Source organism: Mycolicibacterium chengduense, assembly GCF_033741155.1.
In the GTDB taxonomy this organism is placed as follows: Bacteria; Actinomycetota; Actinomycetes; order Mycobacteriales; family Mycobacteriaceae; genus Mycobacterium.
This window is the reverse complement of record NZ_JAWQNH010000002.1, coordinates 964,754-990,496: the sequence shown is the minus strand read 5'-3', so window position 1 is coordinate 990,496 and position 25,743 is coordinate 964,754. Positions and strand designations below refer to the sequence as shown.

The 25,743-nt window shown below is 67.5% G+C and carries 29 protein-coding genes; 13 read left to right on the top strand and 16 right to left on the bottom strand.

The window, feature by feature from the left end; all coding sequences use genetic code 11:
- Positions 1 to 2: 2 nt before the first annotated feature.
- The 3 genes from SBI67_RS10300 to SBI67_RS10290 form a co-directional block, all read right to left on the bottom strand.
- Positions 3 to 638, bottom strand: coding sequence for a GNAT family N-acetyltransferase (locus SBI67_RS10300; RefSeq protein ID WP_318980420.1), 636 nt, complete (start codon positions 636 to 638; stop codon positions 3 to 5).
- Positions 639 to 642: 4 nt separating this feature from the next.
- Complete coding sequence (locus tag SBI67_RS10295; protein ID WP_318980419.1) at positions 643 to 1,356, bottom strand: class I SAM-dependent methyltransferase; 714 nt, start codon at positions 1,354 to 1,356, stop codon at positions 643 to 645.
- A gap of 324 nt (positions 1,357 to 1,680) precedes the next feature.
- Entirely contained in the window at positions 1,681 to 2,643 is a 963-nt protein-coding gene (locus SBI67_RS10290) for a dipeptidase (RefSeq protein ID WP_318980511.1), read from the bottom strand.
- Between the two features lie 529 nt (positions 2,644 to 3,172).
- Between SBI67_RS10290 and SBI67_RS10285 the strand changes: the two genes are divergently transcribed.
- Together SBI67_RS10285 and SBI67_RS10280 are read left to right on the top strand one after the other, a co-directional pair.
- Positions 3,173 to 3,709 carry a DinB family protein gene (locus tag SBI67_RS10285; RefSeq protein WP_318980418.1) on the top strand — a complete coding sequence of 179 codons (537 nt, stop codon included), beginning with the start codon at positions 3,173 to 3,175 and terminating at the stop codon, positions 3,707 to 3,709.
- Between the two features lie 163 nt (positions 3,710 to 3,872).
- Positions 3,873 to 4,130: a DUF3297 family protein gene (locus SBI67_RS10280; RefSeq protein WP_318980417.1), complete on the top strand. Its 258-nt coding sequence runs from the start codon at positions 3,873 to 3,875 to the stop codon at positions 4,128 to 4,130.
- A gap of 150 nt (positions 4,131 to 4,280) precedes the next feature.
- Here SBI67_RS10280 and SBI67_RS10275 read toward each other — a convergent pair whose 3' ends face one another.
- Complete coding sequence (locus SBI67_RS10275) at positions 4,281 to 5,234, bottom strand: extracellular catalytic domain type 1 short-chain-length polyhydroxyalkanoate depolymerase (RefSeq protein WP_413232455.1); 954 nt, start codon at positions 5,232 to 5,234, stop codon at positions 4,281 to 4,283.
- A gap of 66 nt (positions 5,235 to 5,300) precedes the next feature.
- On the opposite strand from SBI67_RS10275, the gene SBI67_RS10270 reads away from it, so the two are divergent.
- On the top strand, positions 5,301 to 5,750 hold the full coding sequence (locus SBI67_RS10270; RefSeq protein ID WP_318980416.1) for a MarR family winged helix-turn-helix transcriptional regulator: 450 nt from the start codon (positions 5,301 to 5,303) through the stop codon (positions 5,748 to 5,750).
- Between the two features lie 21 nt (positions 5,751 to 5,771).
- Here SBI67_RS10270 and SBI67_RS10265 read toward each other — a convergent pair whose 3' ends face one another.
- The 8 genes from SBI67_RS10265 to SBI67_RS10230 all read right to left on the bottom strand — a co-directional run bounded on the left by SBI67_RS10265 (position 5,772) and on the right by SBI67_RS10230 (position 11,646).
- Positions 5,772 to 6,338 (bottom strand): dihydrofolate reductase family protein, encoded by a 567-nt coding sequence (locus tag SBI67_RS10265; RefSeq protein WP_318980415.1) that lies wholly within the window; start codon positions 6,336 to 6,338, stop codon positions 5,772 to 5,774.
- A gap of 37 nt (positions 6,339 to 6,375) precedes the next feature.
- Positions 6,376 to 7,179, bottom strand: coding sequence for an RsiV family protein (locus SBI67_RS10260; RefSeq protein ID WP_318980414.1), 804 nt, complete (start codon positions 7,177 to 7,179; stop codon positions 6,376 to 6,378).
- A 130-nt stretch (positions 7,180 to 7,309) separates the two neighbouring features.
- Positions 7,310 to 8,002 (bottom strand): hypothetical protein, encoded by a 693-nt coding sequence (locus SBI67_RS10255; protein WP_318980413.1) that lies wholly within the window; start codon positions 8,000 to 8,002, stop codon positions 7,310 to 7,312.
- A gap of 156 nt (positions 8,003 to 8,158) precedes the next feature.
- Positions 8,159 to 8,437, bottom strand: coding sequence for a ferredoxin (locus SBI67_RS10250; RefSeq protein WP_318980412.1), 279 nt, complete (start codon positions 8,435 to 8,437; stop codon positions 8,159 to 8,161).
- Positions 8,431 to 9,645 (bottom strand): NADH-ubiquinone oxidoreductase-F iron-sulfur binding region domain-containing protein, encoded by a 1,215-nt coding sequence (locus SBI67_RS10245; protein WP_318980411.1) that lies wholly within the window; start codon positions 9,643 to 9,645, stop codon positions 8,431 to 8,433. Before SBI67_RS10245 ends, SBI67_RS10250 begins: the two co-directional genes overlap by 7 nt.
- On the bottom strand, positions 9,642 to 10,202 hold the full coding sequence (locus tag SBI67_RS10240) for a ferric reductase-like transmembrane domain-containing protein (RefSeq protein ID WP_318980410.1): 561 nt from the start codon (positions 10,200 to 10,202) through the stop codon (positions 9,642 to 9,644). The genes SBI67_RS10245 and SBI67_RS10240 overlap by 4 nt, the downstream gene beginning before the upstream one ends.
- The gene (locus SBI67_RS10235; protein WP_318980409.1) at positions 10,199 to 11,146 is read right to left on the bottom strand and encodes an FAD:protein FMN transferase; all 948 of its coding nucleotides are present in this window, start codon (positions 11,144 to 11,146) and stop codon (positions 10,199 to 10,201) included. Before SBI67_RS10235 ends, SBI67_RS10240 begins: the two co-directional genes overlap by 4 nt.
- Positions 11,143 to 11,646 carry a hypothetical protein gene (locus SBI67_RS10230; protein WP_318980408.1) on the bottom strand — a complete coding sequence of 168 codons (504 nt, stop codon included), beginning with the start codon at positions 11,644 to 11,646 and terminating at the stop codon, positions 11,143 to 11,145. The genes SBI67_RS10235 and SBI67_RS10230 overlap by 4 nt, the downstream gene beginning before the upstream one ends.
- Before the next feature lie 62 nt (positions 11,647 to 11,708).
- Here SBI67_RS10230 and SBI67_RS10225 point away from each other — a divergent pair, with 62 nt between their 5' ends.
- Complete coding sequence (locus SBI67_RS10225; protein WP_318980407.1) at positions 11,709 to 12,380, top strand: response regulator transcription factor; 672 nt, start codon at positions 11,709 to 11,711, stop codon at positions 12,378 to 12,380.
- Complete coding sequence (locus SBI67_RS10220) at positions 12,377 to 13,582, top strand: sensor histidine kinase (protein ID WP_318980406.1); 1,206 nt, start codon at positions 12,377 to 12,379, stop codon at positions 13,580 to 13,582. The genes SBI67_RS10225 and SBI67_RS10220 overlap by 4 nt, the downstream gene beginning before the upstream one ends.
- A gap of 34 nt (positions 13,583 to 13,616) precedes the next feature.
- On the opposite strand, the gene SBI67_RS10215 is transcribed toward SBI67_RS10220, so the two are convergent.
- Both SBI67_RS10215 and SBI67_RS10210 read right to left on the bottom strand, forming a co-directional pair.
- Positions 13,617 to 13,961 carry a hypothetical protein gene (locus tag SBI67_RS10215; RefSeq protein ID WP_318980405.1) on the bottom strand — a complete coding sequence of 115 codons (345 nt, stop codon included), beginning with the start codon at positions 13,959 to 13,961 and terminating at the stop codon, positions 13,617 to 13,619.
- Positions 13,958 to 14,557, bottom strand: coding sequence for a hypothetical protein (locus tag SBI67_RS10210; RefSeq protein WP_318980404.1), 600 nt, complete (start codon positions 14,555 to 14,557; stop codon positions 13,958 to 13,960). Before SBI67_RS10210 ends, SBI67_RS10215 begins: the two co-directional genes overlap by 4 nt.
- A 230-nt stretch (positions 14,558 to 14,787) precedes the next feature.
- Between SBI67_RS10210 and SBI67_RS10205 the strand changes: the two genes are divergently transcribed.
- Positions 14,788 to 15,126: an RNA polymerase-binding protein RbpA gene (locus SBI67_RS10205; RefSeq protein ID WP_266049463.1), complete on the top strand. Its 339-nt coding sequence runs from the start codon at positions 14,788 to 14,790 to the stop codon at positions 15,124 to 15,126.
- Positions 15,127 to 15,129: 3 nt separating this feature from the next.
- Here SBI67_RS10205 and SBI67_RS10200 read toward each other — a convergent pair whose 3' ends face one another.
- Entirely contained in the window at positions 15,130 to 17,202 is a 2,073-nt protein-coding gene (locus SBI67_RS10200; RefSeq protein WP_318980403.1) for an FUSC family protein, read from the bottom strand.
- A 117-nt stretch (positions 17,203 to 17,319) separates the two neighbouring features.
- On the opposite strand from SBI67_RS10200, the gene SBI67_RS10195 reads away from it, so the two are divergent.
- Positions 17,320 to 18,276 (top strand): helix-turn-helix transcriptional regulator, encoded by a 957-nt coding sequence (locus tag SBI67_RS10195; protein WP_318980402.1) that lies wholly within the window; start codon positions 17,320 to 17,322, stop codon positions 18,274 to 18,276.
- Between the two features lie 6 nt (positions 18,277 to 18,282).
- Here SBI67_RS10195 and SBI67_RS10190 read toward each other — a convergent pair whose 3' ends face one another.
- Positions 18,283 to 18,942: a VldE C-terminal domain-containing protein gene (locus SBI67_RS10190; protein WP_318980401.1), complete on the bottom strand. Its 660-nt coding sequence runs from the start codon at positions 18,940 to 18,942 to the stop codon at positions 18,283 to 18,285.
- A 54-nt stretch (positions 18,943 to 18,996) separates the two neighbouring features.
- Here SBI67_RS10190 and SBI67_RS10185 point away from each other — a divergent pair, with 54 nt between their 5' ends.
- The 6 genes from SBI67_RS10185 to SBI67_RS10160 all read left to right on the top strand — a co-directional run bounded on the left by SBI67_RS10185 (position 18,997) and on the right by SBI67_RS10160 (position 25,618).
- Positions 18,997 to 19,383 (top strand): DUF4267 domain-containing protein, encoded by a 387-nt coding sequence (locus tag SBI67_RS10185; RefSeq protein ID WP_318980400.1) that lies wholly within the window; start codon positions 18,997 to 18,999, stop codon positions 19,381 to 19,383.
- A gap of 94 nt (positions 19,384 to 19,477) precedes the next feature.
- Positions 19,478 to 19,810 carry a ferredoxin gene (gene fdxA / locus SBI67_RS10180; RefSeq protein ID WP_266049458.1) on the top strand — a complete coding sequence of 111 codons (333 nt, stop codon included), beginning with the start codon at positions 19,478 to 19,480 and terminating at the stop codon, positions 19,808 to 19,810.
- Positions 19,811 to 19,930: 120 nt separating this feature from the next.
- Positions 19,931 to 21,238 (top strand): acyltransferase family protein, encoded by a 1,308-nt coding sequence (locus SBI67_RS10175; RefSeq protein ID WP_318980399.1) that lies wholly within the window; start codon positions 19,931 to 19,933, stop codon positions 21,236 to 21,238.
- Positions 21,239 to 21,248: 10 nt separating this feature from the next.
- Complete coding sequence (locus SBI67_RS10170) at positions 21,249 to 23,597, top strand: Tex family protein (protein ID WP_318980398.1); 2,349 nt, start codon at positions 21,249 to 21,251, stop codon at positions 23,595 to 23,597.
- Position 23,598: 1 nt separating this feature from the next.
- Positions 23,599 to 24,369 (top strand): AraC family transcriptional regulator, encoded by a 771-nt coding sequence (locus SBI67_RS10165; protein ID WP_318980397.1) that lies wholly within the window; start codon positions 23,599 to 23,601, stop codon positions 24,367 to 24,369.
- 76 nt (positions 24,370 to 24,445) lie between these two features.
- Positions 24,446 to 25,618 carry a 4-hydroxybenzoate 3-monooxygenase gene (locus SBI67_RS10160; protein WP_318980396.1) on the top strand — a complete coding sequence of 391 codons (1,173 nt, stop codon included), beginning with the start codon at positions 24,446 to 24,448 and terminating at the stop codon, positions 25,616 to 25,618.
- Positions 25,619 to 25,743: the final 125 nt, after the last annotated feature.

The window sequence follows — 25,743 nt, the reverse complement described above, 5'->3', positions numbered from 1 at the left end:
GGTTAGTGATTCAGGAGCGCAACCAGTCGTTCGACACCGGTAATCACGGGAAGGTACTGCTGGCGCACATCCGACTGCAACCAGGCGTCGCGATCCAACTGATAAACCTCTTCGGTGTGGGTACGACCGTCCTCGATGATGGCGTGGCGGTCAATGAGGCGGTAGCCAAGTCGGGTCGAAACTCCGACACTGGCGCGGTTATCGTGGAGCACCCAGGACTTCGCTAACTCAGCGCCCAAATGGGCAAATGCGAGTTCGAGAACTGCTGCGCGAGCGCGGGTTCCAATGCCGCGGCCCTGAAACGGAGCAAGCAGCCATGACGTTGTTCCCACGATGCGGCGGTGCGGCCATTGGTCGAACCCGGAAAGACTCTGCAGGCCGACTGGCTTGCCCTCGACGATAACCGCGAGGTCGATCGTCCAGCCGGGACGACGGGTCAGGTCGCGATTTGCCTGCACACGTGCAATGTGCTGTTGTTCGATCTCTCGCCTGGTCCGGTCCTGGATCCACATCACGAAGTGCGATCTGGCCGCAGGAAGAACAGCGTCAGGTTCGGCGGCCCGCTGTGCGAGCTCAACCAGCTCATCATCGGTTGGGGGTGCCAGATAGGCAGTGTCGATGATCAGTTGCAGGGGCATTCGTCTACCGCAATCGCGGATCGGGTATCGCCCGAATGGCCAGAAAGCCGCTGGGCTCGCTGCACAGTCGGGCGTAGCGCTCAGGGTCGAGGCTAGCGGCCTCAGCGGTCGGGCGCGGTTCGAGCAGCCGTTCGATTAAGAACCCAGCTTCGCGCAGCTCCTCGCAAGTCTGCTCCAACGGGGTCAACCAGTAACGGACCTGCCACCCGCGGCTCCACGTCTCCTCGATAACTCGTGCCTGAAAGTAGTTGCCGCCATGCCGCATCCAATCTCCCGTTGGATGCTGGCGCGACATCACCAAAGCCCCGTCCCGCCGCAGGACCCGCCGCAACTCACGCAGCGCCGAAACGCGGTCGTCGACATACTCCAGAGCCAGCGCGAACAGCACGCGATCTACTGACCCATCGGCCAACCAATCCAGCGGCCGACTCAGGTCATGGACGCGAAACTCGCCCGCAGGGACGGATCGACGCGATAACTCCACCATCCGCGGACTCTGGTCGAACCCGATCACGTGGGCTCCCCGGCGGTTTAGTTCGTCGGCATATAAGCCCGGACCGCAGGCGGCGTCGAGAACGACGCAGCCCCCGACATCGCCGAGCAACGACAAACATACGGGGCGATCGTAGTGAGCGTTGTAAAAACCCTGGCCAGCATGCTCGCGAAACTCATCAGCAAACGCCTCGTATTGCGGACGGTCACCTACAGCGTCAGGCATGAACCCTAGTCTCCACCATCGGAACCCCGCATCCGCGTTAGCCTGAGTCGTCCAACATCTCTACAAAGGACACTGCCGGTTCTCCTCGCGTCCCTGCCCGTTCCGGTGCCGACTTCATGAACACCTCGTCGTTCTCGGTGAAAAGCGGCGGCAGACCTTGCCGTACCTCTCGTGCGTGTCGGCTTGCGGGATCGGCGACCACTGCTGCCTGCACCCGCTCGTAGGTTTCGCGGTCGTCGTACTTTCACACCGCGAACACAACTCGCACTAAAGGCGACAACTTCGGATGCATGCCCGCCGAAAAGACGGAAGGAGAGCTGGCGGCTACATGGCGCTAATCCACGTTTGTCGTGCAACTCGGTGGAAGTTGCCTCCGAGGACGGCGGCGATGTCGGCCTCTGCCCAGCCTTCGCCGGTGAGGTGCTGGCCGAGGGTGAGCAGGGTTTCCGGTGGCATCCATTGGATGGCCCCCCAACGGGTGTAGCTGTCGTCGAACAAGTGCGGGTTGCGCAATAACTCGTCATTGAAATCGTCGTGGTCGAAGGAGAAATCGCTACTGATGCCCACGTGGTCAATTCCGACCAGGTCGACGGCGTAGTCAAGATGTCGCGTCATCGCCTCCAATGTCGGAGTGTTCGAGCCCAGGAAGATCCCTACACCGGTGATACCGACGACGCCGCCGGTATCAGCGCAGGCCTTTGCTTGATCGTCGGTGATATTACGCGGGTGGTCCCATATCGCCCTCATGCACGAATGGCTGTACACCACAGGTGATTTAGATGTCCGACAGATATCGAGTCCGGTGCGAGCGCTGCAATGTGACCCGTCAGGGACGATCCCGACCGCGTTCATCTCGGCGACAATGTCCGCACCCCATGCCGTCAGCCCGGTGTCGTTGTTATCCAGGCAGCCGCTGCCAGCACGGTTGGCGTGGTTGTAGGTCGGTAGCATGGTGCGAACCCCCATGCTGGCCAACGTCGCTAGATTGTCTAGGTCTTCGTCGAGCGGAGCGGAGTCTTCCAGATCGAACACCACGGCGATCCGGCCTGCCGCGGTGATGCTATCCACATCGTCGATGCTCGCCGCCAATTCAAGGTCTGGAAGGGCATCCATCGCGGTCCGGTAATGATGCAGCAGAGCCATCGTGTCGGCGAATGAGTGCGGCGAATAGCCGGCATTGACCGACACGCATGCCCCGCCGCGACGTTCATAGCGGGTGAGGTCATGGACGCCCGCGCTGACCTGCAACGGCAGGCAGGTGTGCTGGTCCCAAAGAAAGTGCGGCATGACTACCGATACTGCACGAACCAGGCCCGTGGCCCTTGCTGCGGCGTCCACATCAATGGTCTGGAGGTTGGTGAAGGTCGGAGCTGCCCGACGATCGTCGGGACAGCAGCAGCCCTTGCAGCTCTGATTACGCTGGCGCTGTCGGCCATCACGATGGTGTTCACGTAGGCCGTATCGAGCTGGACGATGCACTTGCGTCAGCGCCCGCAGGGAGCCAGTTACCGCACCGCGGCGCTCCACCGCCACCATCCGCACGATCTCGCTTTGACCAGTGATAAGAATTGCGGTCGCGGTTTAATCGTCAGCACAGAAGCCCAGTGATGACGCAGCGTCGTTGCGCAGACGCCCACGAACACGTCGCCGGTAGGCGTCTCTATCGCAGCACCGATGGTGACACACAGCGGTCTCGGTTAGCTGCTGCAAAGCGACCAAAACTGGCCCATGTGCAATCAGGGGCTTGGAACCACTCACTCCTTGAAATGCAGCTGCTATCGCCATATGACCAACCGACGCGAGGAAGAGTAATGCCATGCCAGACAACCAAACACGTAACGGTCCCGAGCGGATCATCATCGAGAGGCTGCTTGACCACAACCGCGAGGCGCTCATCGAGACTGTCCGCGGTCTCTCCGATGCTCAAGCCCGATGCCGACTTGTTGCATCGCTGACGACACCAATCTCATTGATCAAGCATGCCGCGGGGGCAGAGAGGATTTGGTTTCAGCGATTTTGGGCGGGACTGGATGAATCGGAGTGCGACGGGTACTCGCGCCGAGACGAAGGCACCTTCTCTGTTAGCGACGACGAGTCGCTCGCCGAGGTCGTCGCCGAATTTAAACGAGCCAGCCAAAGATCGCGGGAGATCGCGGCAGGCTTCGACCTCGACGACACCAAGGACAACCCGCGGGAAGGAACCGTCAGCATGCGGTGGACGCTTCTGGCCATGATCCAGGAATTTGCCCGGCACGCCGGACACGGAGACATCCTGCGTGAGCAGATCGACCGTCCAACCCTATGCAACCCGCGCGGGGACGTGGAGACACCGTCCCTACCGCCAGAGAAATGAAGTGATTGATCTCGGTTTTCCTGGAGCAAGACTCCATGCATGCCCGGCTACTTACCGCTGAATGGAAGTAAGGCCGCGACCTGTGCGACGCCCTCCATCACACGGTCGCGTAGGTTCTTAGAGAAGCACGTCCGAACCAGCGCAGCAATGAACGAAAGCCATCATGTCCCAGGATCAGAACACAGACGTTCCCCCGAATCACCTCTCCATCGATCCGCGTAGCCCCTTCTACAACGAAGAGGTGCTGAGCCGCGACGTGGGTATCCGATTCAATGGCGCGGAGAAGACCAACGTGCACGAGTACGACGTTGCCGAGGGTTGGGTGCGGGTGGAAGTGCCTACCGCCAAGGATCGCCGCGGAAATCCGATGGTCGTCAAACTCACCGGCACGGTCGAACCCTACTTCCGCCAACCGGAGTAGCAGACGCCCGTCAGCCACGCCGCGGTCGAATCGATGCGCGGCGGGGATCTCTGGACTGGTTTCTCGGTGGTCAGTGGCCACTCAAACGCGTCGCAGGACAGCCCAATTGGGCTGGACTCCAACTGAGAGTCACGTGGTTGCGGGGTCAGATCAGCGCTGGTGCTGCGTGAAGAACTGCCAGATGGTCGCCGTGGCATCGAGGGCGTTCGAGGGTGGCGGCAGGTCGCCGAGGCGCTGAGCGAGCGGGCTCGGGACGCCACCGGGCCACTGATGACCCGCGCCGGCGACGGAGATCAGCTCGACGGTGCGGCCGTCCGCGCAGCCGGCCACCTGGGTGGTCACCTCGCCCGACACCGTGACGGTGGGTTCTGCGCAGCCGTCGATGGATCGCCATGTGGCGTTGACGGATTCGACCGACGGGCCGTCGACCCTTGGTGCGTCCGACACGTTGGGGGCGCGGCCCGGCCCGCCACCGTATGGCACGCGATCATCGGCGGTGCCGTGAATCTGAAGAACCGACGCGGGTTGGGCGCCCGCGCAGTCGGTCAGCAGCGTCCCCGCAACCGGCGCAATGGCGGCGAAAAGTGTGCTCTGACAACCTAAACGCAACGCCATCATGGCCCCGTTGGACATGCCGGTGGCGTACACGCGGTGGGAGTCGATGGGCATCTGCGCTTCGATATCGGCCACCATCGCGGTGATGAACGCAACATCGTCGACGCCGGTCCGCTGCGGGAGTCCGCAGCACGATCCTGCATTCCAGGCGCGGTGCAGCCCGTCGGGATAGGCCACCACAAAATGGCCACTGTCGGCCTGGCTGTCCCAGTTGTATGCCCGTTCGGCCTGAGCGCCGTCCCCGAACCCGCCGTGCAGCATGACGACCAGGGGAGCGGCAGCGTCCAGGCCGGCCGGCCGATAGAGCCGGAATGACCGCGTGATTCCGCCGCTGTCCAGGGTGTGGCTGGACTGCCCCAGCGGTATGCCGTCGGAGGCCGGGGCGCCGAGCGCGCGCCCGCCCGCCATGCATCCGCCCGCGGCCAGGACCGCCACGACGGCCAGGCATGCGACGAGTGTCCGTGCGGTGCGCGTGGTCATGGCGTTCATCATGCGCGCGCCCTGTTATTGACAAGTGACTTGTCAAAATCTCGGTGGGTGGCACACTGCACGTCTGTGACTGAGGAATCCGACGCCGGCTGGCAGCCGACCGTTCCGGCGCTCGTCCAGCTGGTGGCGGCCAGCCGGGCGCCGCGTCTTCGTGCGGCCTTCGCTGCCGCAGGTATCGACGGCATTCGCCCCGCGCAGGCTGTCGCGCTGGTGCCGCTGGCCACCGGCCCGCTGCACGCCTCCGACCTGGCTGCCCGCCTCCAGGTCAGCAGGCAGGCGGTCGCCCAGGCCATCCGACCGCTGGAGCGGCACGGCTATGTGGTGCGCTCACCCGACACCGTCGACGCCCGGGCGATGCTCATCGAGCTGACGCCTCTGGGCCGAAAGGCATTACGTGTCATGCGTGACAACGCCGTCAGCCTCGAGCGGCGTTGGCAGCAACTGCTGGGGTCCGAACGGCTGGAAGATCTGCGTGCCACGTTACGGCTGCTGCTGGCCGACAGCGACGTGGAGTAAGGGGGCGGGCAGGGGCGGCCGTCAGTCCCGCTTGGCCTCGTAACGCAGCAGGACCGTGCCGCCAGGGAATGTGCGATTCTCCAACAGCCGCAACGACATCCACGAGGGCAATGTCGGGAAGAACGGGGTACCACCACCGACGGCGGTGGGCGTGACCACCATCCGATATTCGTCCACCAACCCGGCCTGCACGATAGGGGCGGCCAGCGTCGCACCGGCCAGTTCCAACGTCCCGTCGGTTTCGGCTTTGAGTCGCCGCACCACCTCGACCGGGTCACCGCGCTCGAGCTGGGAGTTCCAGCCGACGGATTCTAAGGTGCGGGAAAACACCACCTTCGGCATGGCGCACCAGACGCGAGCGAAATCGAGCGTGACCGGGGTGGCATCCGGATCCTGGTCGGCCGTCGGCCAGTACGCCGACATCAGGTCGTAGAGCCGTCGCCCGTAGAACGACAGGGCCGTCTGGCGCGCAAAGTCGTTCCAATACCGGTGGAGTTCTTCACTCGGTTCGGACCAGTCGATATTGCCGCGCGCGTCGGCGATATAGCCGTCTACCGACACGTTGAAGCCATAGCTGAGTGTGCCCATGCAGATCAGACTGCCGCGCAGGGCAAAACTCGCCGCGCTACGCGATCATCGGGTCGATCTGCGACCGCGGCACCAGCACATGCAACGGCCCGGCCGACGCCGGCAACAAGACACCCTGATCGAAGAAGAAGATCACCCCGTCGTTGACCACCGCGAAGTTCTGGTAGTTCGCCGGGTTGTACAGCGCGGCCTGCGAGAACGGCAACGGCGCCGGCGGCGGGGCTGACGTGGTGGCCGTCGTCGGTGTGGTGGTGGTCGTCGGTGTCGTGCTGGTGGTCGGCGTGGGGGGTGCGGCCGGCGGCGGGGCCAGCTGCTGTTGCAGTTCGGACTGCACGATCGGTGCGACCGTCTTCAGCGGATCGTCCACCCGCCACAGCGGCGTGTTCTGCTTGTCGTCCGGTGCGGCGGTGTAGGTGATCTCCTTGCGGAAGGTCTGATCCCAGTTGAACGATTTGTACGTCCGCTGCGGTCCACTGCCGATGTCCTGGGTGATCGAGAACACCACGGCCTGCGTGCCGCGCGGGGGCACCGACGAGCTGTACTCGGCCGGCTCCATGCTCAACACGTACGGCGTCGTACGGGCCGCCCCGGACTTGGCCGTGTTGAGGAACGTGTCACGGGTTTGGGAGATGTAGTCGGCGACGGATTTCTGGTCCGGGAAGTCCAGCGGGATGCTGATGTCGACGCTGTACCCGGGGTCGGACAGCTGGATCTCACACGTCCTGCCGGTGTTCGCGCCCTTGAGGTCGGCGCAGTAATCCTTCGGAGCGGCCGCAGCCACACCAGCGGAACCGAACACCGCGGCAACCGTGGCAGCCACGGCCACGCTGAGAAAACGCATGAACAATACCTCCAACCAAATGCGGCAACGCGCCGAGCGTCCAGACTAGCGTGCCCGGCTCCAGCAAAGCTGGCAGACCTCATCTGAAGGGGATGCAGACAGCGTTCGTGAGGCCATGCGCGACGCCGGATCAGTGGCCCAGCCAGAACAGGCGCGTCTGCTCGGCGATGGCATCGTTGGCGGCGCCGGTGCCGTCCCACAACCCGCGGTGCCGCAGGACGGGCACCGACCACCACAACGCCGCAGACCTGCCAACTTGCCGAACCCGCAGACCGGCGGCCAGCGTTGCGTAGTGCAGCCAGAAGTCGTCGGCGCGCGGGCAGACCTGGGTGAAGGCGTCGCCGCGCGCCCGCAAGGTATGCAGCACCGCCGGCGGGTAGGCCACCCCGGACGTGCCGGTGGCAAACACCGTGTCCGACGCTTCTGTTGTCTGGCACAACGGCCAGGTGCGATACGGGCCGTGGCCGCGGATCCGGGCGCGAAACGCCGTCACCTGATCCGGCCGATGTGCGTCCAACAGGTCATGCAGCCAATGCGCCGGATACAGCACGTCGTCGTCGGCGGTCACCAGCGTGTGATCGGGCTGCAGCGGGAAAACCTCGTCGACGTAGGGGAAGTACTTCTTGTGCGGGCCGTAGTCGCGGCACCGCCGGATCTCTAGCCCCCGCGCCTGCAGCCGCCGCAACGAGGGCGGCAGATCGGCCAACGCCGCCGCGTCGTCAAGCCACAGGATGATGCGCCGCGGCCTGCTGGTTCCCGCCCCGATGGTCTCGATCGTCTGCCATACCGTGGAGATACGCTTTCCGTAACTCGTCAACGACACGGTCGCATCGGCCGCACCGAGGATGCTTTGCCGCGAGCTCCGGTTGGTGTGACGCAGCCGAAGATGTTGGATGGCAAGCTCGGTGAGAGCCGCACACAATGCCGCCGGGCCCGTGGGGTTCGTTCCGGTATTCCGGGTGTCGATCGTCGACACGGGTTACCGCCCAGCAGATGTCGGTTCGCCGGCTGACAGTCTGGCGGCGCTGGGATGTGGCTTCTCGGTGATCAGCGACAGGGCCAAGCGGGGGCATCGCGCCACCGCGCGGCGAGCGTCGGGCAACGCCGGCCGGGGGACCGCAGGCTCGCGTGTCCGGTCGCGGCTCAAGGGGTACCCCCAGTCGTCGCGGTCGAGGATGCGCGGTAGCAGTTCACTGCACAGTCCACGTCCTTGGCAGCGGGTCCAGTCGATGTGTAACCGGGTAGGTGCCGTCACCATGTCCCTCCCTTGGTGTGCTGAGCACTGGGCGCCAGCGCTTCACAGCGCCCGAGCCGATGTTGTGCGATGTCGCCCGCGAATACGTTCAGCGCCGTGCGCACCATCCGGGCGGATCCATCCGGATGCCGGCACGCGCCGCGGCCATCGATGAGGTCTGTGGTGCAACGTATTTCGTCAACCAAGGCGTCGTCGGCAGGTCCGAACGCCAGCTGATCGAGCAACTGTGCAAGACGCGGCAGGCCGTTGACGCAGGGACCGCACTGGCCCGCGGTCTCGTCGGCCAGGTAGCTCACCACCGCCGCGGTGAACTCCAGACCGCACTCGTCGAAGCCCAGTACGCGCAGGACGCCGGCGCCCGGAGTCGCCCCGTAGCCCGCAAGACCGGCTCGCGACAGTCGCGCGCCGAGGGCACGGGCCGGTATCCAGCTGCCGTGATACCCACCCACCAGGACCGCACGCACGGTGCGCGGGTCGCACGCACCGCCGGCCATCAGGACATCGCCGAGCCGAGATCCGGTGGCCACCTCGAGCACTCCGGGCCGCGGGAGCGAACCGGAGAGGGTGACGAGCATGGTGCCTGGTTGCGTGCGCTCCCCGACGGAGTGGAACCATTCGGGCCCGTACCTGGCGATGAGTGCGATGTGGGCGAATGTTTCGACATTGCTGACTAGCGTGGGGCGCTTGCGAACCCCCGATGTGGTGGTCGGCACCGTTCGGTCGCGCGGCGCTGCGGCACCGCCCTCGATCCGGCTGACCACTGCCGATTCCTCTCCAGCGACGAACGCGTCGGGAGCTTCGGACACGGTGATCCGGCAGCGATCGGTGTTCGCTGCGTGGCGCTCGGCCAGCGCGGTCGCGACGGCAGCCATCGAACCCCGGTGAACGTAGAGCACCGCCGAGTTCGCGCCGACGGCCGTCGCAGCGATACTCACCCCGTCCAGCACAAGGTGCGGTGCGTGCGTGAGCAGGGTGGCGTCCTTACAACTCAACGGTTCACCTTCGGCGCCGTTGGCGATCACCACCGGCCTGCCTGCAGCCAGGGAGGCGACCTTGCGCGCGGTGGGGAAGCCGGCGCCACCGCGGCCGGTCAGGCCGGCGTCGTCGAGCCAGGCTGTCAAGGTGCTCAGGGCCGGTCGGGGTAGTTCCCCGTGCCGGTGGCGGTGCTCGTCCAGCCCGGGACCGGGCCCGCCGAGCAGACGCCGGATCATGACGGGCCCGGCACGCGTGCGGCGGCGTACTCGGTGTAATTGGCATGCAGCCGCCAGGCCAGTGCCGCGGCCACCATCACCACACAGCACCCGGCGAACACCAGGAACCAGACCCGTCCGGCGTCGGTCCCGTTGCCCAGGGCGTGGGCCAAGGCGATCGGCCACAGCGCGTACGTGATCCAGTGCACCACCCGAAAGGCATTGAGGCCGAGTCGGTGTCGCAGCAAGCTGGTGACGACGACGACCAGTACCAGGTCGAAGGCCAGGGTGCCCAGCCCCTGCCACAGCGGGCGGTAGGCACCCAGGAACGGGACGACGAAGTCGACGACGCGCAGCTGGGCATACGGGTCGGCGAACAGCAGGGCAAGGTGCAACACCACGAGGAGCGTCCCGGCCAACGCGGCGAACCGATGCACCTCGGCCACGGCGAACCGCGGTAGGGCCAGCAGCGGCCTACCGGAGCGGGCCGCGACACCCAGCGTCAATGACACGGTGAGGAAACCGAGCGCGGTGGCCCCGGTACCGCGGCCCAGCGCCCACAGCGCTTCGCTGCTCATCGCGGCCCGTAACTGTCGTTGTCGGGCCAGCCGCCCACGGTGTGCACGCTGCGGTCACGGGCGACCAATCGTGCCGCAAGGCCTTGTCCGGTAATCCAATTCGGGGCCCGTCGGCCGCGGATGACCGCGGTCGTGCTCACGGTGTTCGCAGCCAGGCAGCTGCCGGCCGCGACGGTGACGGTTCGCCATATCGGGTCCGCGCAGGCGCCGGTGCGCGGGTCGATGATGTGGTGCAACAGCTGCTCACCACGACGCCACCGGCGACGGATGGTGCTCGACGTGGCCAGCGCCGCACCGGATGTCAGCGCCACCAATGACGCCGGCTCACCCGCACCGTCGTGCACCAGTACCAGCCAGCCGCCGTCGGGTGCCGTTCCGGCAGTGGCGATATCGCCGCCGAGGTTGACCAGGACACCGCATCCGGTGCGGTCGTGCACGCGCGCAGCGCACCGATCGGCGGCCAGCGCCTTGGCCGTGGCGCCGAGATCGAGCACCACACCCGGCGGGAGGGTGACCATTCGATCGGCGAGGTGGACCATCGACCACGTTGCCGGCCGGGTGAACGATACTGCCAGGGGCACAGCGGAATCGAGGGTGGTGATATCGCGGTCATAGCCGAGTGCGTTGACCGCGGCGCCGATGGTGGGGTCCACATCACCGTCGGTATGGCGGGCCGCCTGCAGCGCGGCCCCCAGCATCTCGGCGAGCAATTCGCTGACCGGCGTCGGCCGTCCCGATGCCGCGGCCAGTGCGTTGATCTCGGAGTCGGGCCGGAATCGTGATGCGGCGGCTTCCACGGCGTCGAGTTCGGTGTCGATCACCAGCCGCGCGGCGGCTAGGCGAGCCGGGTCGGTGACGATGATCTGCATGTCCATAGACCACCGTCGCCAGTGCGCGGCCGCTGTGCCGCCGGGATTCCCGACACGCTCGGCTGTGACGGTCATGAGCCGCGGGAGATCGTGATGTGCGGCGAATAGTTCGGCGAATTCACCGTCGTCGGCCGCGGAACGCGCCGAGTGGTGGACGGGGAGGTGGTCACCGTCGTCGGCGTCGGCGGGTGCGTTGCGCGGGTACTGGGCGCGGGGGGCTGCTCGTCGGAGGGCGGCGAGTAGGGCGGTATGGGCGCAACAGCCGTGACGAGAGGCGGTGCGGGCGGGGTCGTTTCAGGCGGCGTCGTTTCGGACCGGGTCGTTTCGGGCGGGAGCACCGGCGCAGGGTCGGCCGGCGTTTGGACGTCGGGTTCGGCCGCCATGTCCGGCACGGCGAGGGCGGCGGTTGCGTCGTCCGGGGCGGTGAGCGCGACCTCGACCGGAGGCGGCGTTGCGGGTTTGAACGTATCCGCATAGGCGAGGGTGGAGGCGCCGGCGACCCCGGCGACCCCCAGACCGGTGAGAGCCCACGACACCGCGCCGGCGCGGCGGAAGCCCGACCGAGGTGATTCCATGAGTCGCATGCTGACACCGGATTCTTTGAACGCTCCAAGGACCGGCGTGGGACGCTTTTCCGGTGATCGATCGACAATCGGTGCCGCAACTGCTCGTTGTCGAAGACGACCCGGCGTTGAGCGCGCTGCTGCGTGACCTGTTCGTCGAGGAAGGATACGACGTCGATGTGGCCAAGGATGGCCAACAAGGTCTGCACAACGGCCTCACCGGAACGTATGACGCGATGATCGTCGACCGCGGCCTACCGGTGATGGACGGCTCGGATCTGGTTGCGCTGCTTCGATCCCGCGGCATCTCCACTCCCGCATTGCTTCTCACGGCGCGGGGATCGGTCGACGATCGTGTCGAAGGGCTCGACGCCGGGGCGCAGGATTATCTGGTCAAACCGTTCGAAATACCCGAACTGCTCGCTCGGGTTCGTGCTCTGGTTCGCCGCCAGGACGCCGGCTCAACGCTGCGGGCGGCCGGGTTGTGCCTGGACCGGATCACACGCACGGTCGCCGGCGTCGGCGATCACGCGATTGAACTCTCCGAACGTGAGGCAGCGCTGCTGGCCGCGTTGATGAGCGCTCCCAAAAGGGTGTTCACCCGTCGCCAACTGCTCGATGCCGCGTTCGAGAAAGCCGATACCGCGGGCACTGTCGACACCTACGTGCACTACCTTCGCCGCAAGCTCGGGAAGGCAGTCGTGCAGACCGTGCACGGCACCGGTTATCGGCTCGGGCCGGGATGATGTCGGATGGTGACCTCGCCGTCGTCCGGCGTGCCGGCAGGATGGCGGCGCTGCAGGCGTCGTTCGCGCTGACGCTGGTGTTGCTCGTCGTCGGCGCAGCCGTCTTCTTGGTCGACACCCGCGTGCAGCGCCAGCAGATTGCCTCGCAGCTGGGTGAGGTGGCTTCGACGGCCGACGATGTCACGGACCCGCCGGTGGGAATGGAGTTGGTGCTGCGCGACCGGGCGGGCCATACCGAGGCCAGCTCGCAAAGTCTTCCGGTACCGGAACTGTTGGCGCGCCCGGTGGGGGAGTTCGACACCGTGATCGACGGTACGGCGTACCGCGGGTTGGTGGTCGACAAGCCCGCCGGTCGGGTGGTCGTCCTTCTCGACTTGCGGCCCTACGACGCCAGTCGAAGCCGTCTGCTGCTTGCGTTGGCGATCGCCGAACTCGCCGGAATCGCGGCGTCGGTGGCGGTGGTCGTCCTGCTCACCCGACGCTCCATCCGCCCCTTGACGGAAGCGCTGGCACTGCAGCGCAGATTCGTGGCGGATGCCTCCCATGAACTTCGCGCGCCTTTGACGGTGTTGCACACCCGGATTCAGATGCTCTCGCGCCGATTCGACGCCGGTGACACGCACGCCGCCAAAGAGCAGATCGAGGCGCTCGCCTCCGACACTCGCGCCCTGGCCGCAGTCATCGAAGACCTGCTGGCCTCGGCGTCGATGACCGCCGGCGGTGCTCCCCGTGAACGCGTCGACCTGGCGCAGCTGGCCGAATCGGTCCGCGACACCATGGCCGAGCACGCCGAATCGACCGGGGTCCGGTTGGTCGTCGAACACGGCACCGACGAACCACACGAATGCGTCGTCCACGGGTCGTCGTCTGCGTTGCGGCGCGCCTTGTCGGCGCTCGTCGACAATGCGCTGGCCCATCAGCACGCGGGCGGCACGATCACGCTGCGGGTCAGCCGTCGAGGCGGCCGTGTCATCGTCGATGTGCAAGACGACGGAGTGGGCATCGACCGCGATGCGATGAGCACCCTGTTCGACAGGTTTTCGCATGGACACGCCCACACCGTGATCGGTGGACCCCGGCGCTACGGTATCGGACTTGCGCTGGTCCGCGAGATCGCGACCGCGCACCGCGGTGATATCACCGTTTCGCAAACCCCGGGCGGGGGAGCAACCTTCACACTTTCCGTACCGGCGGCCGAGTGAACGGCCCCGGCGAGGTCACCGACGCGTCGACGGCTCAGGCCCCGCGGCCAACCGCGGCGGTGTCCGACTGAGGCTGCACCAGTACGACACCGTCACCGACATTCACGGTGACCACTGCCGTGGCCTGGAACAGCCCGTAGAAGTCGTCGGTCTGGGCGAACGTGTGGGCGCGGGCGAACAGTGGCTGCACGTCGAACACGCGCACCCGCAGCTTCTCCCGGTTGAGCCGGCCGAGCTCACGACCGGACTCCGGGTCGGTGATCACCTGATCCGACTCGCCGTGCACGGCAAAGACCATGCCCGGTGTCACGCCGGCCTGCGCGCCGCGGTTGATCACCAGGGTGTAGTCGTCCTCGACGAAGGCGACCTGACCGTTCACGACGCCGCCAGGGTGGAGCCGGCCCGGATCCGGGGCCGGGTGCTGTGCTCGTCGATCGCCAGCAGCGCGTCCATCTGACTCGCCGGCTCCTGGTCGGTGCCCAGCGTGAGATCGACCGCGGTCTTGGCCTGGAACAGCGCGATCATGGCGTGTTGGTGCCGTTCGGCGCCGAACGCGTTGAGCGCGAAGGTGAGTTTCTTGTCGACGTACTCGACCGAGCGCTGCAAGTCCGAGACCGCCGGTTCGGCCGGTGCGCCGTACCAACGATGCGCCAGCGCGCCCAGGCTGAAGGCGCACACCGGCACCACCACGACGATGCAGGCCACCGCGACTGCGCGGGGTGAAGCGATGGCGCCGACGATGCCGAGCAGCAACACCACGGCCACGAACGTGACGAGCCGCAGTTTCGGCGGCACCCCCTGGACGGCCCTGGCCAGCTGCCGGGCCGCGCCGGCGCCGGCCCTGACCACCAACCGGCCGGCCTGGTCGACGTGTTCGCGGGTCACCGGGGATGTGGGCACCGCCCACACCCGCCGACGTGCCTGGGCGGCCTGTGGGTCACCGGCCGGCTCGGGGGCCGGCACGCCTTCAGTCACATTCGCATCATCAGCCACATGCGTATCATTCCGCGTTTGCCGCCCGAAGCTCGTTCGGCACGCCGACAAGCCCGCCCGGAGGTCTGCGCGTAGAGTTGTAGACCAGAACCTCCGGTCAACGGGCATAGCAGGCAGACAGTGCGCCAAAGGTGCGTAGCGGTTCGTCATCGAACACCACTCGCAGCCGAAAGGGCATGTCATGCAAGGTTTTTCTTTCCGATGGGCCGATCATGGGTGAACGTCGCCTGAAAGGCAGCCGCCTCGGCGCCGTCAGCTACGAAACAGACCGCAACATCGGGGTGCCGGCGCACCAGGTGGCGCGTTACCGCACCGCCAACGGCAGCGAATTCGACGTGCCGTTCGCCGATGACGCCGATGTGCCGGGCACCTGGTCATGCCGCAACGGCATGGAAGGAATCCTGGTCAACGGTGTGGCGCCGGAGCCGAAAACGGTCAAACCCACGCGCACCCATTGGGACATGGTGCGTGAGCGTCGCTCGATGGACGATCTGGAAGTGCTGTTCAAGGAACGCCTGAAGATCATCGAGTCGGCGCGCCGGCGTACCTAGCGTTCATTCCCGAGCCACCTCGGTCAGCGCGCGATCCAGGTTGTTCAGCGCGCGCACCGCACCCCGCACCGGTCCGGGCGGGATGTCGGAGGAGGCCATGACCTCCATGATCATCGCCGTCGTCGGCGTCTCCGGTGCGGCGGTACCGTCCCCGGCCACCAAGAGTTTGACATCGGCGACGGTCGCGCACACTCGGTCGGCGGCCTTGCGCAGGGCCACGGCCGTCGCCTCGGGCGGTGCGGTGTCCGCATCCGCGCGAGCGGCATTGACCCCGGCGCGGGCCAGGGCATGGGCGGAACGGTTACCGGCCTGCAGACCGCGCACCAGCCGCTGAACACCGCGGCGGCTGCGCACGGCCGGCCCCATCTGCAACGGCTTACCCGCCTTCACCACCTCCTGCAGGGCGTTGTCCAAGCTGCGGGTTTCGGCCACCAGATCGGTCTGCCCGCCCGGTGCCAACACCGACGTGATGCCCGCGTCGATCACCTCGGTCAGCCGGTCGAAGTACGCACCGGTCTTCTCGATGAACGTCGCGCGGGTGCCGGTGGTGAACACGAAGAACGCCGACGCGATACCGACCAGACCGCCGACCGCGGTCTCGACGACGCGCAGCTCGAGGACCTGGATGCTGAAGTTGCCCAGCAGCCCGTACAACATGGCCAGCACGACGGTGACAAAGAACGTCAGCCAGGCGTAGGCGACGGTCACCAGATAGAACGCGCAGAACACACAGACGACCAAGACGATGATCTGCATCGGCGGGTTGCGCCCGATCAGCGAGGCCAGCAGCACCCCGGCGATCACCCCCGCAACCGTGCCCACGATGCGATGCCCTGCGCGGGTGAGGATTTCACCGCGCGTCGACACCCCGGTGAATACCAGGAACGCGGTCAGCACCGCCCAGTACCAGCGATCAGGGGAGATCAGTTCACCCAGGACGGTGGCGGCCGACGTCGCGACCGCAACCTGCACGGCGGCCTTGGTGTGGGTGTCCAGGCCCCTCGGCGTGTCCTCGTCGGCCGATTCGGGTTCCGGCTCTGCGGTATCGCTGGTGCCCAGCGCATTGGTGGTGATGTGGTGGATAGCCAGGTGCGCCTGCAACGCACGGTAGGCCACCACCGTGGCGATACCTTCCGGGGTGGCCGCGTCGGCGCGGTCGGCCGCCGCTGCCGCGGATTTCCGCGCGGCGCGCAGCTGATCTTCGGACGGGTTGTCCTGCAAGCAGATGCGCAGCGCGGCAAGGGCGTCGAGTAATCCGTCCGGCCAGGTTTGGAGCGGGTCGAGGCTCCACAACAAGCTGGCCAGTTGTTCCACCGCGATCTGCGCATCGAACACCCGCAGCGCCAGATCGTTACTGGTGACGCTCAGTGTGCGGGCCGCGTCGTGGCGGTCGAGCCAATCGTCGATCATCAGGCCGGTGTCGCCGAGCCGGTCGAGCCGGCGTCGCAGCACGAGTCCGGCATGTTCGGTCCGTTCGGTGCCGATCGCATCCAGCACCGAGACCGACACGCCGCGCAGGGCGCGCACCAGGTGGCTGACCTCGGCGCGCGGGCGGTCGGGGAAGACCAGCGTCCGCACCGTCAGCGTCGCGCCGATCCCGACGCCGACGGCGGCGGCCAGAATCGGCAGCTGGCCGGGCGTGGCGTGGATGAACAGCGCGAAGAAGTACGACATGAACGCGACCATGCCCAGCGCGTTGCCCCGCGGGCCGAATCGACGCACCCAGACCGCGGTGAACAGCACGGCGATGAACCCGATATCGGCCACCCAGCCGAACGGAGACAGCACGGCGGCCAACGCCACCGCCCCGACCGCTGGGAGGGGCAGTAGCAGCGTGGTGATGACCCGTTGATGCTGCTGTTTGTCCTTCACTGCGGCCGAAGACTGCATGGCCACGATGGCGCCCAGCATGGCCACGGTGACCGGCTGCTGGGTGATCCGGGTGAGCGTCAACAGCGCGATGATGGCCAGCACCAGCGACAACGTCGTCGCCGCCGCGCTGCGCAACCGCAACCGGCCAGGATCGGAATCGACGATGAAGCGTGCAGCGCGATCGCGAAGCGCCGGCAGGTGCATCCCTCGATTGTCCGGTACGGCGTCGCGCAGCCGATGCCCGGCTGAAGCCGGCGGGTCGCGAACCCGAGCAGCTTTTCGCCGCTGGGAGAGCGGGTACCCGCCACGAGGAGGGATTTCGTGCCAACTGTGCTCGTCGACACCGACGACCTTGGCGTCGCCGAGGCGGCGTTGAGTGCCAACTACGCCAAAATCCGAATGTCTGCGCTGGCGGCACCGGCCACCCGAGTGCGCGTCACCTCGACCGAGATCGGCAAGGTGGCGGCACAGCGCAGCGAGTTCGGCTTCGGTTTCCGATATGACATGGATCCCCTGGAAAAGGTTGTGATCTGCCTGGTGGAAGCCGGTGCCGCAGAACAGCGCCTGCCGGCCCAGCCGCCGGAAACCGGAGGGCCGGGGGACGTGGTCGCCTACGGTGTGCGCGACGATCTGTCGTTCAGCGGTTCGGTCCGAGCGGGCCGGTTCAGTCAGCTGCTTCTCGATCGCACCCTGTTCGACGAGGTGGCGGCGGCAGCACCGAATGACGACGGCGCCCCCGTCCGGTTGACCGCTCTGCAACCGGTGTCCGCGCCCGCCAACGCGCACCTGGCGGGCCTCATCGCCTATGTCCGCGACAACGACGCCAGCGACCCGTTCGTCGCCGAGAACCCGATGGTGGCAGGTGCCGTGCAACGGTATGTGGCGGCCACCGTGCTGTCCGCGTTCCCCAGCACCGCGCTACTGGACCCCACCGCCGGCGACCGTCGCGACGGCACGCCGGTGCTGCTCAGGCGGGCGATTTCGTTCATCGAAGACAATACCCAGCGCGACATCTCCTTGACCGATATCGCCCAAGCCGTCTACGTGACACCGCGGGCGTTGCAATACATGTTCCGCAAACACCGGGACTGCACGCCCACCGAATACCTTCGGCGAGTTCGTCTACATCATGCCCACCTCGACCTCATCGCCGGCAACCGCGCCGCCACGACGGTGGCTCAGATCGCCCGCAAATGGGGATTCCTGCACACCAGCCGCTTCGCCGTGTACTACCGCCAGGCGTACGGGCAGAGCCCGCACGTCACCCTGCGCGGGTGAAGCGGGTCAGGACTGCAGCGAACTGAGGTAGTACGTTTCGTGCCCAGTGGGGTAACCGCCGCCGTCGGTGGCGATGTGGACATGGTCGAAGTGGTTGGCGGTCTCGTTGCCGTAGTCCGCCGTCCAGCTGGGGGCTCCGATACCGGGATAGAATCCCTGCCGCCAGATCACGTGCAGCACACCCCAGCGTTCGGCGTTCGCCAAGGCGTACCCGGCGATCTGGTTTCCGAGCTCGATGCCGGCATCGGAGTGATAGTTCGGGATCATCACGTCGATCGCCAGCCCGTTGGGATGCCACTTCAACGGGTCCTGTCGAAAGCCGCCGATGGTCTTGATCTCCGGGAACATCATCGCGATGGCGCGCGCCACCCAAATGGTCTTGACCTGCAGTCCGCCCTCGGGAGCCACCCCCTTGCCGAGCGGGAAGTCGAACACATTGGCCGCCTCGGGCGGCGCGCTGGCGGCCAACAATTCGGCCTTGGTGGTCGTCATGGCCGGCGCCGGTGCCGCCGAAGGCGGATCCTGAGCGCTCGTCATGCCCGCCTCGGGTGCGGGCGCGGTGTCCTGCGCGTAGACGACGACGGCCGAGACCGCCAGCGACGCGGCGAGCGCCAGCCAGCGCAACACCGGTCTGGCGCGGCGATCGGCCGGCTGCGTGACGCCCACGATGAGGACTGTAATCACGTCAACGGGGGCTCACCTGCGTTTTATGCTGCCAGCATGCCCATCGATCGCGCCGCGCTCGTCGCCGGCGGCATCCGGCTCGCCTCCGGCGTCTCCTTCCTGGTCGATCCGCTGCGCGCCAACCGATGGTGGGGTGAGCCCAACGATCCGGGACCGTCGGCCCGCCTGCTGCTGCGCTCGATGGGCTACCGCGACGCGTTGATCGGCGGGCTGCTGCTGACTGCCGGGCTGCGCGGCCGCGACACCCGCGGCTGGTTCCTGGCCTCCGGCGGCGCCGACGCGGCCGACCTGCTGGGCGGGGTCAGTGTGCACCACGACCTGACCCGAGGGCAGCGGATCATCGGTCTCGGTGGTGCGGTCGTCGGGATCGGTGTCGGACTGTGGGGTGCCACCCGGAGACACACCGATCTGCCCGCCGATTGAGGACTTTGGTCCCTTGAAGGTGAGGACTTTGGTCGGCTGGACCGGGTGCCTTCGGCACGTGATTGCCGAGCCGACGCTTCGTAGCGTTTCCGGTATGACCTACGTGATCGGAACCGCCTGTGTGGACGTCATGCACAAGTCATGCGTCGCGGAATGCCCTGTGGACTGCATTTACGAGGGCGCCCGCACGATGTACATCAACCCCGGCGAATGCGTCGACTGCGGTGCCTGCCGGATCGCCTGCGAGGCGGACGCCATCTTCTACGAAACCGACGTCCCTGAGGACCAGCTGGCGCACCTGGCCGACAACGCGGCGTTCTTCGACGAGGTGCTGCCCGGCCGGGACGAGCCGCTGGGCGCACCCGGCGGCGCTGCCGGGCTCGGCCGCGTCGGGGTGGACACTCCGCTGATCGCCGCCCTGCCCTGAATCTCTCATTTCCGTCGCTTCGCTCGCCGAGGGAATTTCGCCCCGTCGCTTCGCTCTCCCAGGGCAACGTCGCGTAGTCCTACTCATCCGCTACCGCCCGATCTGGGGCAGGCTGGACGTATGGCGCTCACCGAACCCGTGACCCCGCTCTCCGACGCCGCCACCCCGGGCCGCGATCGGGCCATCGATGTGGCTCGGCTCGCCGCCCTGGTGGTGGTGATGTTCGGCCACAGTGCGCTGCTGCTGGCCACCATCGACGACGGTGGGCTGCGGATCGGGAACATCCTCGGTGAGCTGCCGGCGCTGGCACCCATCACCTGGGTGGTGCAGGTGATGCCGCTGTTCTTCCTGGCCGGTGGCGCCGCCGGTGCCTACGGCTGGCATCCCGGCCGAACCCCTTGGGGCACATGGCTGTTCACCAGGGCGCAGCGGCTGTGCCGGCCGGTGTTCTGGTATCTGGCGTTCTGGACCGCGGCGCTGGTGGTCGCGAGGGTCGTGCTCGGCGCCGAATCGGCCGCCGGCCTCGGTCGTGAATGCGTGGCACTGCTGTGGTTCCTAGGGGTCTACCTGGTGGTGCTGGCGTTCGTGCCGGCGCTGACCCGGCTGCGCGGCCTGGGGGCCACCCTGGCGGTGGTGCTCGGCCTGATCCTGGTCGCCGCGGCTTTCGACGCCCTGCGTCTGGCGCTGGACAACCCGGAAGCCGGCCTGGCCAACTTCGTCGTCGTCTGGCTCATCCCGATGGTGATCGGCGTCGGCTACGCCCGCGGGCTGATCCGGCCGCTCGTCGCGCTGGCGGGTGCGGCCATCGCATTGACCGCACAGGTGGTGCTGGCGATCACCGGCCCCTACGAGGTGTCCCTGGTGGTTACCGGAACCGAGCGGATGTCCAATGTGTCACCCCCGACCACGCTGCTGGCGCTGCACTGCACCTGGATGTCGCTGCTGTTCGTCGCCGTGGCAGGGCCGATCCGGCGGTGGGCGCAACGCCCCCGGGTGTGGACCGTGGTCGCGACCGGCAACGGTGGTGCCATGACGCTCTACCTGTGGCATATCCCGGCCATCGCGGTGGCCACCTTCGGCCTGCACGCCGTCGGGCTGGACGCCTACGACGTGCACGCGGCCGGTTTCTGGGGGCTGCTGGCGTTGCGGGCGGGGGTGTTCGCGGTGGTGATGACCGGGCTGTTCGTGGCGCTGTCCCCGTTGGAGCACCGCCCGCTGCCGTGGTGGGACCGTCCGGCCACCGCCACCGGTGCCCGGTCGGTGGCCGCCGGAGCGCTGGTCTGCGCGGCGGGGGTGGCGGTGCTGCTGATGGCGAAGTTCGGGCTGAGCGGGGTCGCCGGCTACAGCGCGCTGGGCGTCTTCCTGGTGGCGGTCGCCACGGCCCGGCTCGCAGCGGTGTTGCCCGGACCTGTCGCCGCCATTCGGTAGGGTCCACCGCGTGAGTCAGAGCGCCGTACACACCGTCAAATCTGTAAACACCCGTCTCGCTGAGGAACTGGGCGTCGCGGAAGGCCAGGTCGCGGCCGCGGTCGCGCTGCTCGACGAGGGTGCGACGGTGCCGTTCATCGCGCGGTACCGCAAGGAGGTCACCGGAAGCCTGGACGACGGTCAGCTGCGCACGCTGGAGGAACGCCTGCAGTATCTGCGTGAGCTGGATCAGCGCCGTGACGCGGTGCTGGCCTCCATCGAGGAGCAGGGCAAGCTCACCGAGGAGTTGAAGGCCGCGTTGCTGGCCGCCGACACCAAGGCCCGCATCGAGGACATCTACCTGCCGTACAAACCGAAGCGGCGCACCAAGGCGCAGATCGCCAGGGAAGCGGGCCTGGAGCCGCTGGCCGACCGGCTGCTGGCCGACCCGTCGGTGGTGCCCGAGGAGGCCGCCGCGGAGTTCGTCGGCGAGGACGTCGCCGACGCGGCCGCGGCCCTGGACGGTGCCCGGCACATCCTCATCGAGCGGGCGGCCGAGGACGCCGAGCTGGTAGGGGAGGTACGCGCCAAATTCTGGGCCGACGGCACGCTGCGCACCCGGGCGTGGTCGGATGAAACCGCGAAAAACGCTGCCGCACAGAAGTTCCGCGACTATTTCGACTTCGCCGAGCCGCTGGAGGACATGCCGTCGCACCGGGTGCTGGCCGTGCTGCGTGGGGAGAAGGAAGAGGCGCTGGCGCTGACCTTCGACGGTGGGGACGACGAGGTGTATCAGGCCAGGATCGCGCAGTCGCTCGGTATCGACATGGCGGCGACGGGCCCGGCGACGCCCTGGCTGGCCGCCACCGTGCGCCTGGCGTGGCGCACCAAACTGATGATCTCGGCGTCCGTCGACGCCCGAATCAAGTTGCGGCAGCGGGCCGAAGAGCAGGCCGTGGCGGTCTTTGCCCGCAACCTCAAGGATCTGCTGCTGGCCGCACCCGCCGGTACCCGCACCACGCTCGGGCTGGATCCCGGCTTCCGGACCGGGGTCAAGGTCGCGGTGGTCGACCGCACCGGCAAGGTGGTCGACCACTGCGCCATCTATCCGCACCAGCCGCAGAAACAATGGGACACCGCCAAGGCCACCCTGGCGGCCCTGGTGGCCCGCCACGGGGTCGAGCTGATCGCCATCGGCAACGGCACCGCCTCCCGTGAAACCGACGCGCTGGCAACCGAACTCATCGCCGATATCCGGGCGGCCGGGGCGCAGCCGCCGACCAAGGCCATGGTGAGTGAGGCCGGCGCGTCGGTGTACTCGGCGTCGGCGTACGCCGCGCACGAACTGCCCGAGCTGGACGTCACCATCCGTGGTGCGGTCTCCATCGCGCGCCGGCTGCAGGACCCGCTGGCCGAACTGGTCAAGATCGACCCGAAGTCCATCGGTGTCGGGCAGTACCAGCACGACATCACTCCGGGCACCCTTGCCCGCAGCCTGGACGCCGTGGTCGAGGATGCGGTGAACGCGGTCGGTGTCGACCTGAACACGGCGTCGGTGCCGCTGCTGTCGCGGGTGTCCGGCGTGACGGAGTCGCTGGCCGAGTCCATCGTCGCGCACCGGGAAAAGACCGGTGCTTTCCCGAGCCGCAAGGCCCTGCTGGACGTTCCCCGGTTGGGCCCCAAGGCTTTCGAGCAGTGCGCCGGCTTCCTGCGGATCACCGGCGGCGAGGACCCGCTGGACGCCTCCGGCGTGCACCCCGAGTCCTATCCGGTAGTGCGGCGCATCCTGGACCGCGCCGGTGTCACCCTCGGTGAGCTGATCGGCGACGCGCGGACGCTGCGGTCGCTCAAACCCGCCGAGTTCGCCGATGACCGCTTCGGCATCCCCACGGTCACCGACATCCTTGGCGAGTTGGAGAAGCCGGGCCGTGACCCCCGGCCGGCCTTCTCGACCGCCACCTTCGCCGCCGGGGTGGAGAAGGTCGCCGACCTGAAGGTCGGCATGGTGTTGGAAGGGGTCGTCACCAACGTCGCGGCGTTCGGCGCGTTCGTCGACGTCGGGGTGCATCAGGACGGCCTGGTGCACGTGTCGGCGATGTCGGACCGGTTCGTCTCCGACCCGCACGAGGTGGTCAAATCCGGTCAGGTGGTCCGGGTCAAGGTGGTCGACGTGGACGTCGAACGTCAGCGCATCGGACTGACGTTGCGGCTCAACGACGATCCGCAGGCCCGCCCCGCCAAGCGGCCCGAGCGCCAGGGCCGGCCCAGTGGTGGGGAGCGGCGGAACCAGAACCGGGGCGGCACCGGGGCCCGGCAGGACGCCAAGCCGGCGTCGGGTTCGATGGCCGACGCCCTGCGCAAGGCGGGATTCGGGCGGTGACGTGAGCAGCCGACCCGCCCCATGGGTGCCGGAACTGCCGGACGACGTGGCGCATGGGGCGGGCTGGCTGGACCACGGTTTCCGCATCGCCGCGCATGCGCACGCTGACGGTCAGCTGGTGTACGCCGCGTCCGGCGTCGTCGCCACCACCACCGAGCGCGGCACCTGGCTGACGCCGGCCAACAGGGCGACGTGGACACCACCGGAATTTGTGCACTCCCACCGCTTCTACGGCAAGACCGATATTCGGCTCATCGTGCTGCCCCGCGACTTGTGCGGCGCACTGCCCGCGCGGCCCGTGGTGTTCACCGTCAGTCCGTTGCTTCGAGAAGCGCTGCTGGCGTTGACCTCTCGGCAAGATCCACAGGCCGCCTCCTACCAACGGCTGCGCGCGGTGGTGATCGACGAATTGGCCGAGGCCGGCGATCAGTCCCTGCACCTGCCGGAGCCCCGCGATGACAGACTGCGCGCCGTCACCGACCTGTTGCGGGCAGACCCCGCCCAAGCCACCACTCTCGAGCAGCTGGGGCGCGCGGTCGGCGCGAGCGCCCGCACCCTGAGCCGGTTGTTCGACGAGGAACTGGGCATGGGATTTCAGCGGTGGCGCACGATACTGCGCATTCACCAGGCGCTGCTCTACCTCACCGAAGGCCGGTCGGTGACCGACACCGCCATCGCCTGCGGCTGGGCCAACCCCACCAGCTTCATCGAGGCCTTCAGCGCCCTGGTCGGCCAGACCCCGGGCCGCTATCAGGCGGATCTGGCGACTTAGCGGTATCGGCTGTCCGCTCGGCGGTGGGCCGGGTGACCTCGCTGCGGTGACAGTGGTGTTCGGCAGCGAGCCGCACATGACGAGGAGCAGCACCATGCACATGTCGAACGACACCACCGTGGCGGTGATCGGCGCCGGGGTCGCCGGGCTGGCACTGGGTAACTTCCTGTTACGCAACGGGATCGACTGTGTGATCGTGGAACGGTGCAGCCGCGACCACGTCGAGGGCCGGCAGTGTGCGGGATCACTGGACGGCCGGGGGGTGCGGATTCTCGACGACTGGGACCTGCGCGAGGTGGTGGGCGACGCTGTCAGCCACTCCGCCGAACCGGAGATCATGCCGTTGTACATCGACGGCAGGCCGCGGCCTTGGGCGTTCGGCGATGACGAGCCCGGGGTGTTCTGCCCACAGCAGGTGCTGGTGCGCAACCTCATCGCGACGTTCCTGCGAAACGGCGGCGATCTGCGCTTCGGCGCGGCCGACGTCGCCATCGACGGGATCGACGGCGTCCGGCCATCGGTGCACTACCGCGACGCCGACGGGGTGTCCCGCCGGATCGGGTGCGAGTATGTGGCCGGCTGCGACGGTGACCGCGGGGTGAGCCGGACGGCCATCCCGGCGGGTGTGCTCACCCGGTATGCGCACGAGCACGGGTTCGCCTGGCTGGCCGTACTCGCCGACGTTCCCGCCGACCCACCCGCGGTGATGGCGGTGCACCGTCGCGGCTTCGCCGCGCACATCACCCGTGGCGCCGGTCAGAGCCGGTTCTATCTCCAGTGCCCGCTGACCGACACCCTCGAGCACTGGCCGGACACCCGGATCTGGAGCGAACTGGAAGCGCGGTTCGGCAGGCCGGTGCCGGCCGGGCCCATCACCGATCGGCAACTGGTGCCTTTGCGTGGTGTCGTCTACAGCCCGATGAGCTTCGGCAGGCTGTTCCTGCTGGGCGACGCGGCGCACATCGTTTCGCCGATGAGTGCCAAGGGTATGAGCCTTGCCCTGCACGACGCCGATCTGTTCGCCCGGGCGGTGAGCCGCACGATCAACGACGGCGATCCTGAGCCGCTGGCGAGCTACTCCGAGACCTGTCTGCGCCACACCTGGGATGCCCAGACCGGCGCGGTGTGGATCACCGACGTCATGCACGACGCGGGGGATGCCTCGCACGCCGGAGCGTTCCGTCACCGACTCGCCCGTGCCGAACTGCGGCGCATGCTCGCGTCGGAGGGCGCGGGCAATCCGTTCTGAACTCCCCGACGCGCCGATGGCCGGGCGGTGAACTTCTGGTGCCGGACGGGGCTGCTTGGGCAGCGGCGCGGGTGGGTAACCCGCAGGTAACGCGGTGTGCCGCGGAGTCGATGATCCCAGTACGA

Excerpts from the sequence above, each read along its gene's own strand:
- SBI67_RS10280 (WP_318980417.1), top strand. The coding sequence starts at position 3,873 with ATGTCCCAGGATCAGAACACAGACGTTCCCCCGAATCACCTCTCCATC.
- SBI67_RS10250 (WP_318980412.1), bottom strand. The coding sequence starts at position 8,437 with ATGGTGACGGCACCTACCCGGTTACACATCGACTGGACCCGCTGCCAA.
- SBI67_RS10295 (WP_318980419.1), bottom strand. The coding sequence starts at position 1,356 with ATGCCTGACGCTGTAGGTGACCGTCCGCAATACGAGGCGTTTGCTGAT.
- SBI67_RS10275 (WP_413232455.1), bottom strand. The coding sequence starts at position 5,234 with ATGAACGCCATGACCACGCGCACCGCACGGACACTCGTCGCATGCCTG.
- SBI67_RS10285 (WP_318980418.1), top strand. The coding sequence starts at position 3,173 with ATGCCAGACAACCAAACACGTAACGGTCCCGAGCGGATCATCATCGAG.
- SBI67_RS10230 (WP_318980408.1), bottom strand. The coding sequence starts at position 11,646 with ATGGAATCACCTCGGTCGGGCTTCCGCCGCGCCGGCGCGGTGTCGTGG.
- SBI67_RS10185 (WP_318980400.1), top strand. The coding sequence starts at position 18,997 with ATGCCCATCGATCGCGCCGCGCTCGTCGCCGGCGGCATCCGGCTCGCC.
- SBI67_RS10205 (WP_266049463.1), top strand. The coding sequence starts at position 14,788 with ATGGGTGAACGTCGCCTGAAAGGCAGCCGCCTCGGCGCCGTCAGCTAC.
- SBI67_RS10160 (WP_318980396.1), top strand. The coding sequence starts at position 24,446 with ATGACGAGGAGCAGCACCATGCACATGTCGAACGACACCACCGTGGCG.
- SBI67_RS10240 (WP_318980410.1), bottom strand. The coding sequence starts at position 10,202 with ATGAGCAGCGAAGCGCTGTGGGCGCTGGGCCGCGGTACCGGGGCCACC.
- SBI67_RS10265 (WP_318980415.1), bottom strand. The coding sequence starts at position 6,338 with ATGGGCACACTCAGCTATGGCTTCAACGTGTCGGTAGACGGCTATATC.
- SBI67_RS10260 (WP_318980414.1), bottom strand. The coding sequence starts at position 7,179 with ATGCGTTTTCTCAGCGTGGCCGTGGCTGCCACGGTTGCCGCGGTGTTC.
- SBI67_RS10290 (WP_318980511.1), bottom strand. The coding sequence starts at position 2,643 with ATGCCGCACTTTCTTTGGGACCAGCACACCTGCCTGCCGTTGCAGGTC.
- SBI67_RS10175 (WP_318980399.1), top strand. The coding sequence starts at position 19,931 with ATGGCGCTCACCGAACCCGTGACCCCGCTCTCCGACGCCGCCACCCCG.
- SBI67_RS10235 (WP_318980409.1), bottom strand. The coding sequence starts at position 11,146 with ATGACCGTCACAGCCGAGCGTGTCGGGAATCCCGGCGGCACAGCGGCC.
- SBI67_RS10300 (WP_318980420.1), bottom strand. The coding sequence starts at position 638 with ATGCCCCTGCAACTGATCATCGACACTGCCTATCTGGCACCCCCAACC.
- SBI67_RS10220 (WP_318980406.1), top strand. The coding sequence starts at position 12,377 with ATGATGTCGGATGGTGACCTCGCCGTCGTCCGGCGTGCCGGCAGGATG.
- SBI67_RS10200 (WP_318980403.1), bottom strand. The coding sequence starts at position 17,202 with ATGCACCTGCCGGCGCTTCGCGATCGCGCTGCACGCTTCATCGTCGAT.
- SBI67_RS10245 (WP_318980411.1), bottom strand. The coding sequence starts at position 9,645 with ATGATCCGGCGTCTGCTCGGCGGGCCCGGTCCCGGGCTGGACGAGCAC.
- fdxA (WP_266049458.1), top strand. The coding sequence starts at position 19,478 with ATGACCTACGTGATCGGAACCGCCTGTGTGGACGTCATGCACAAGTCA.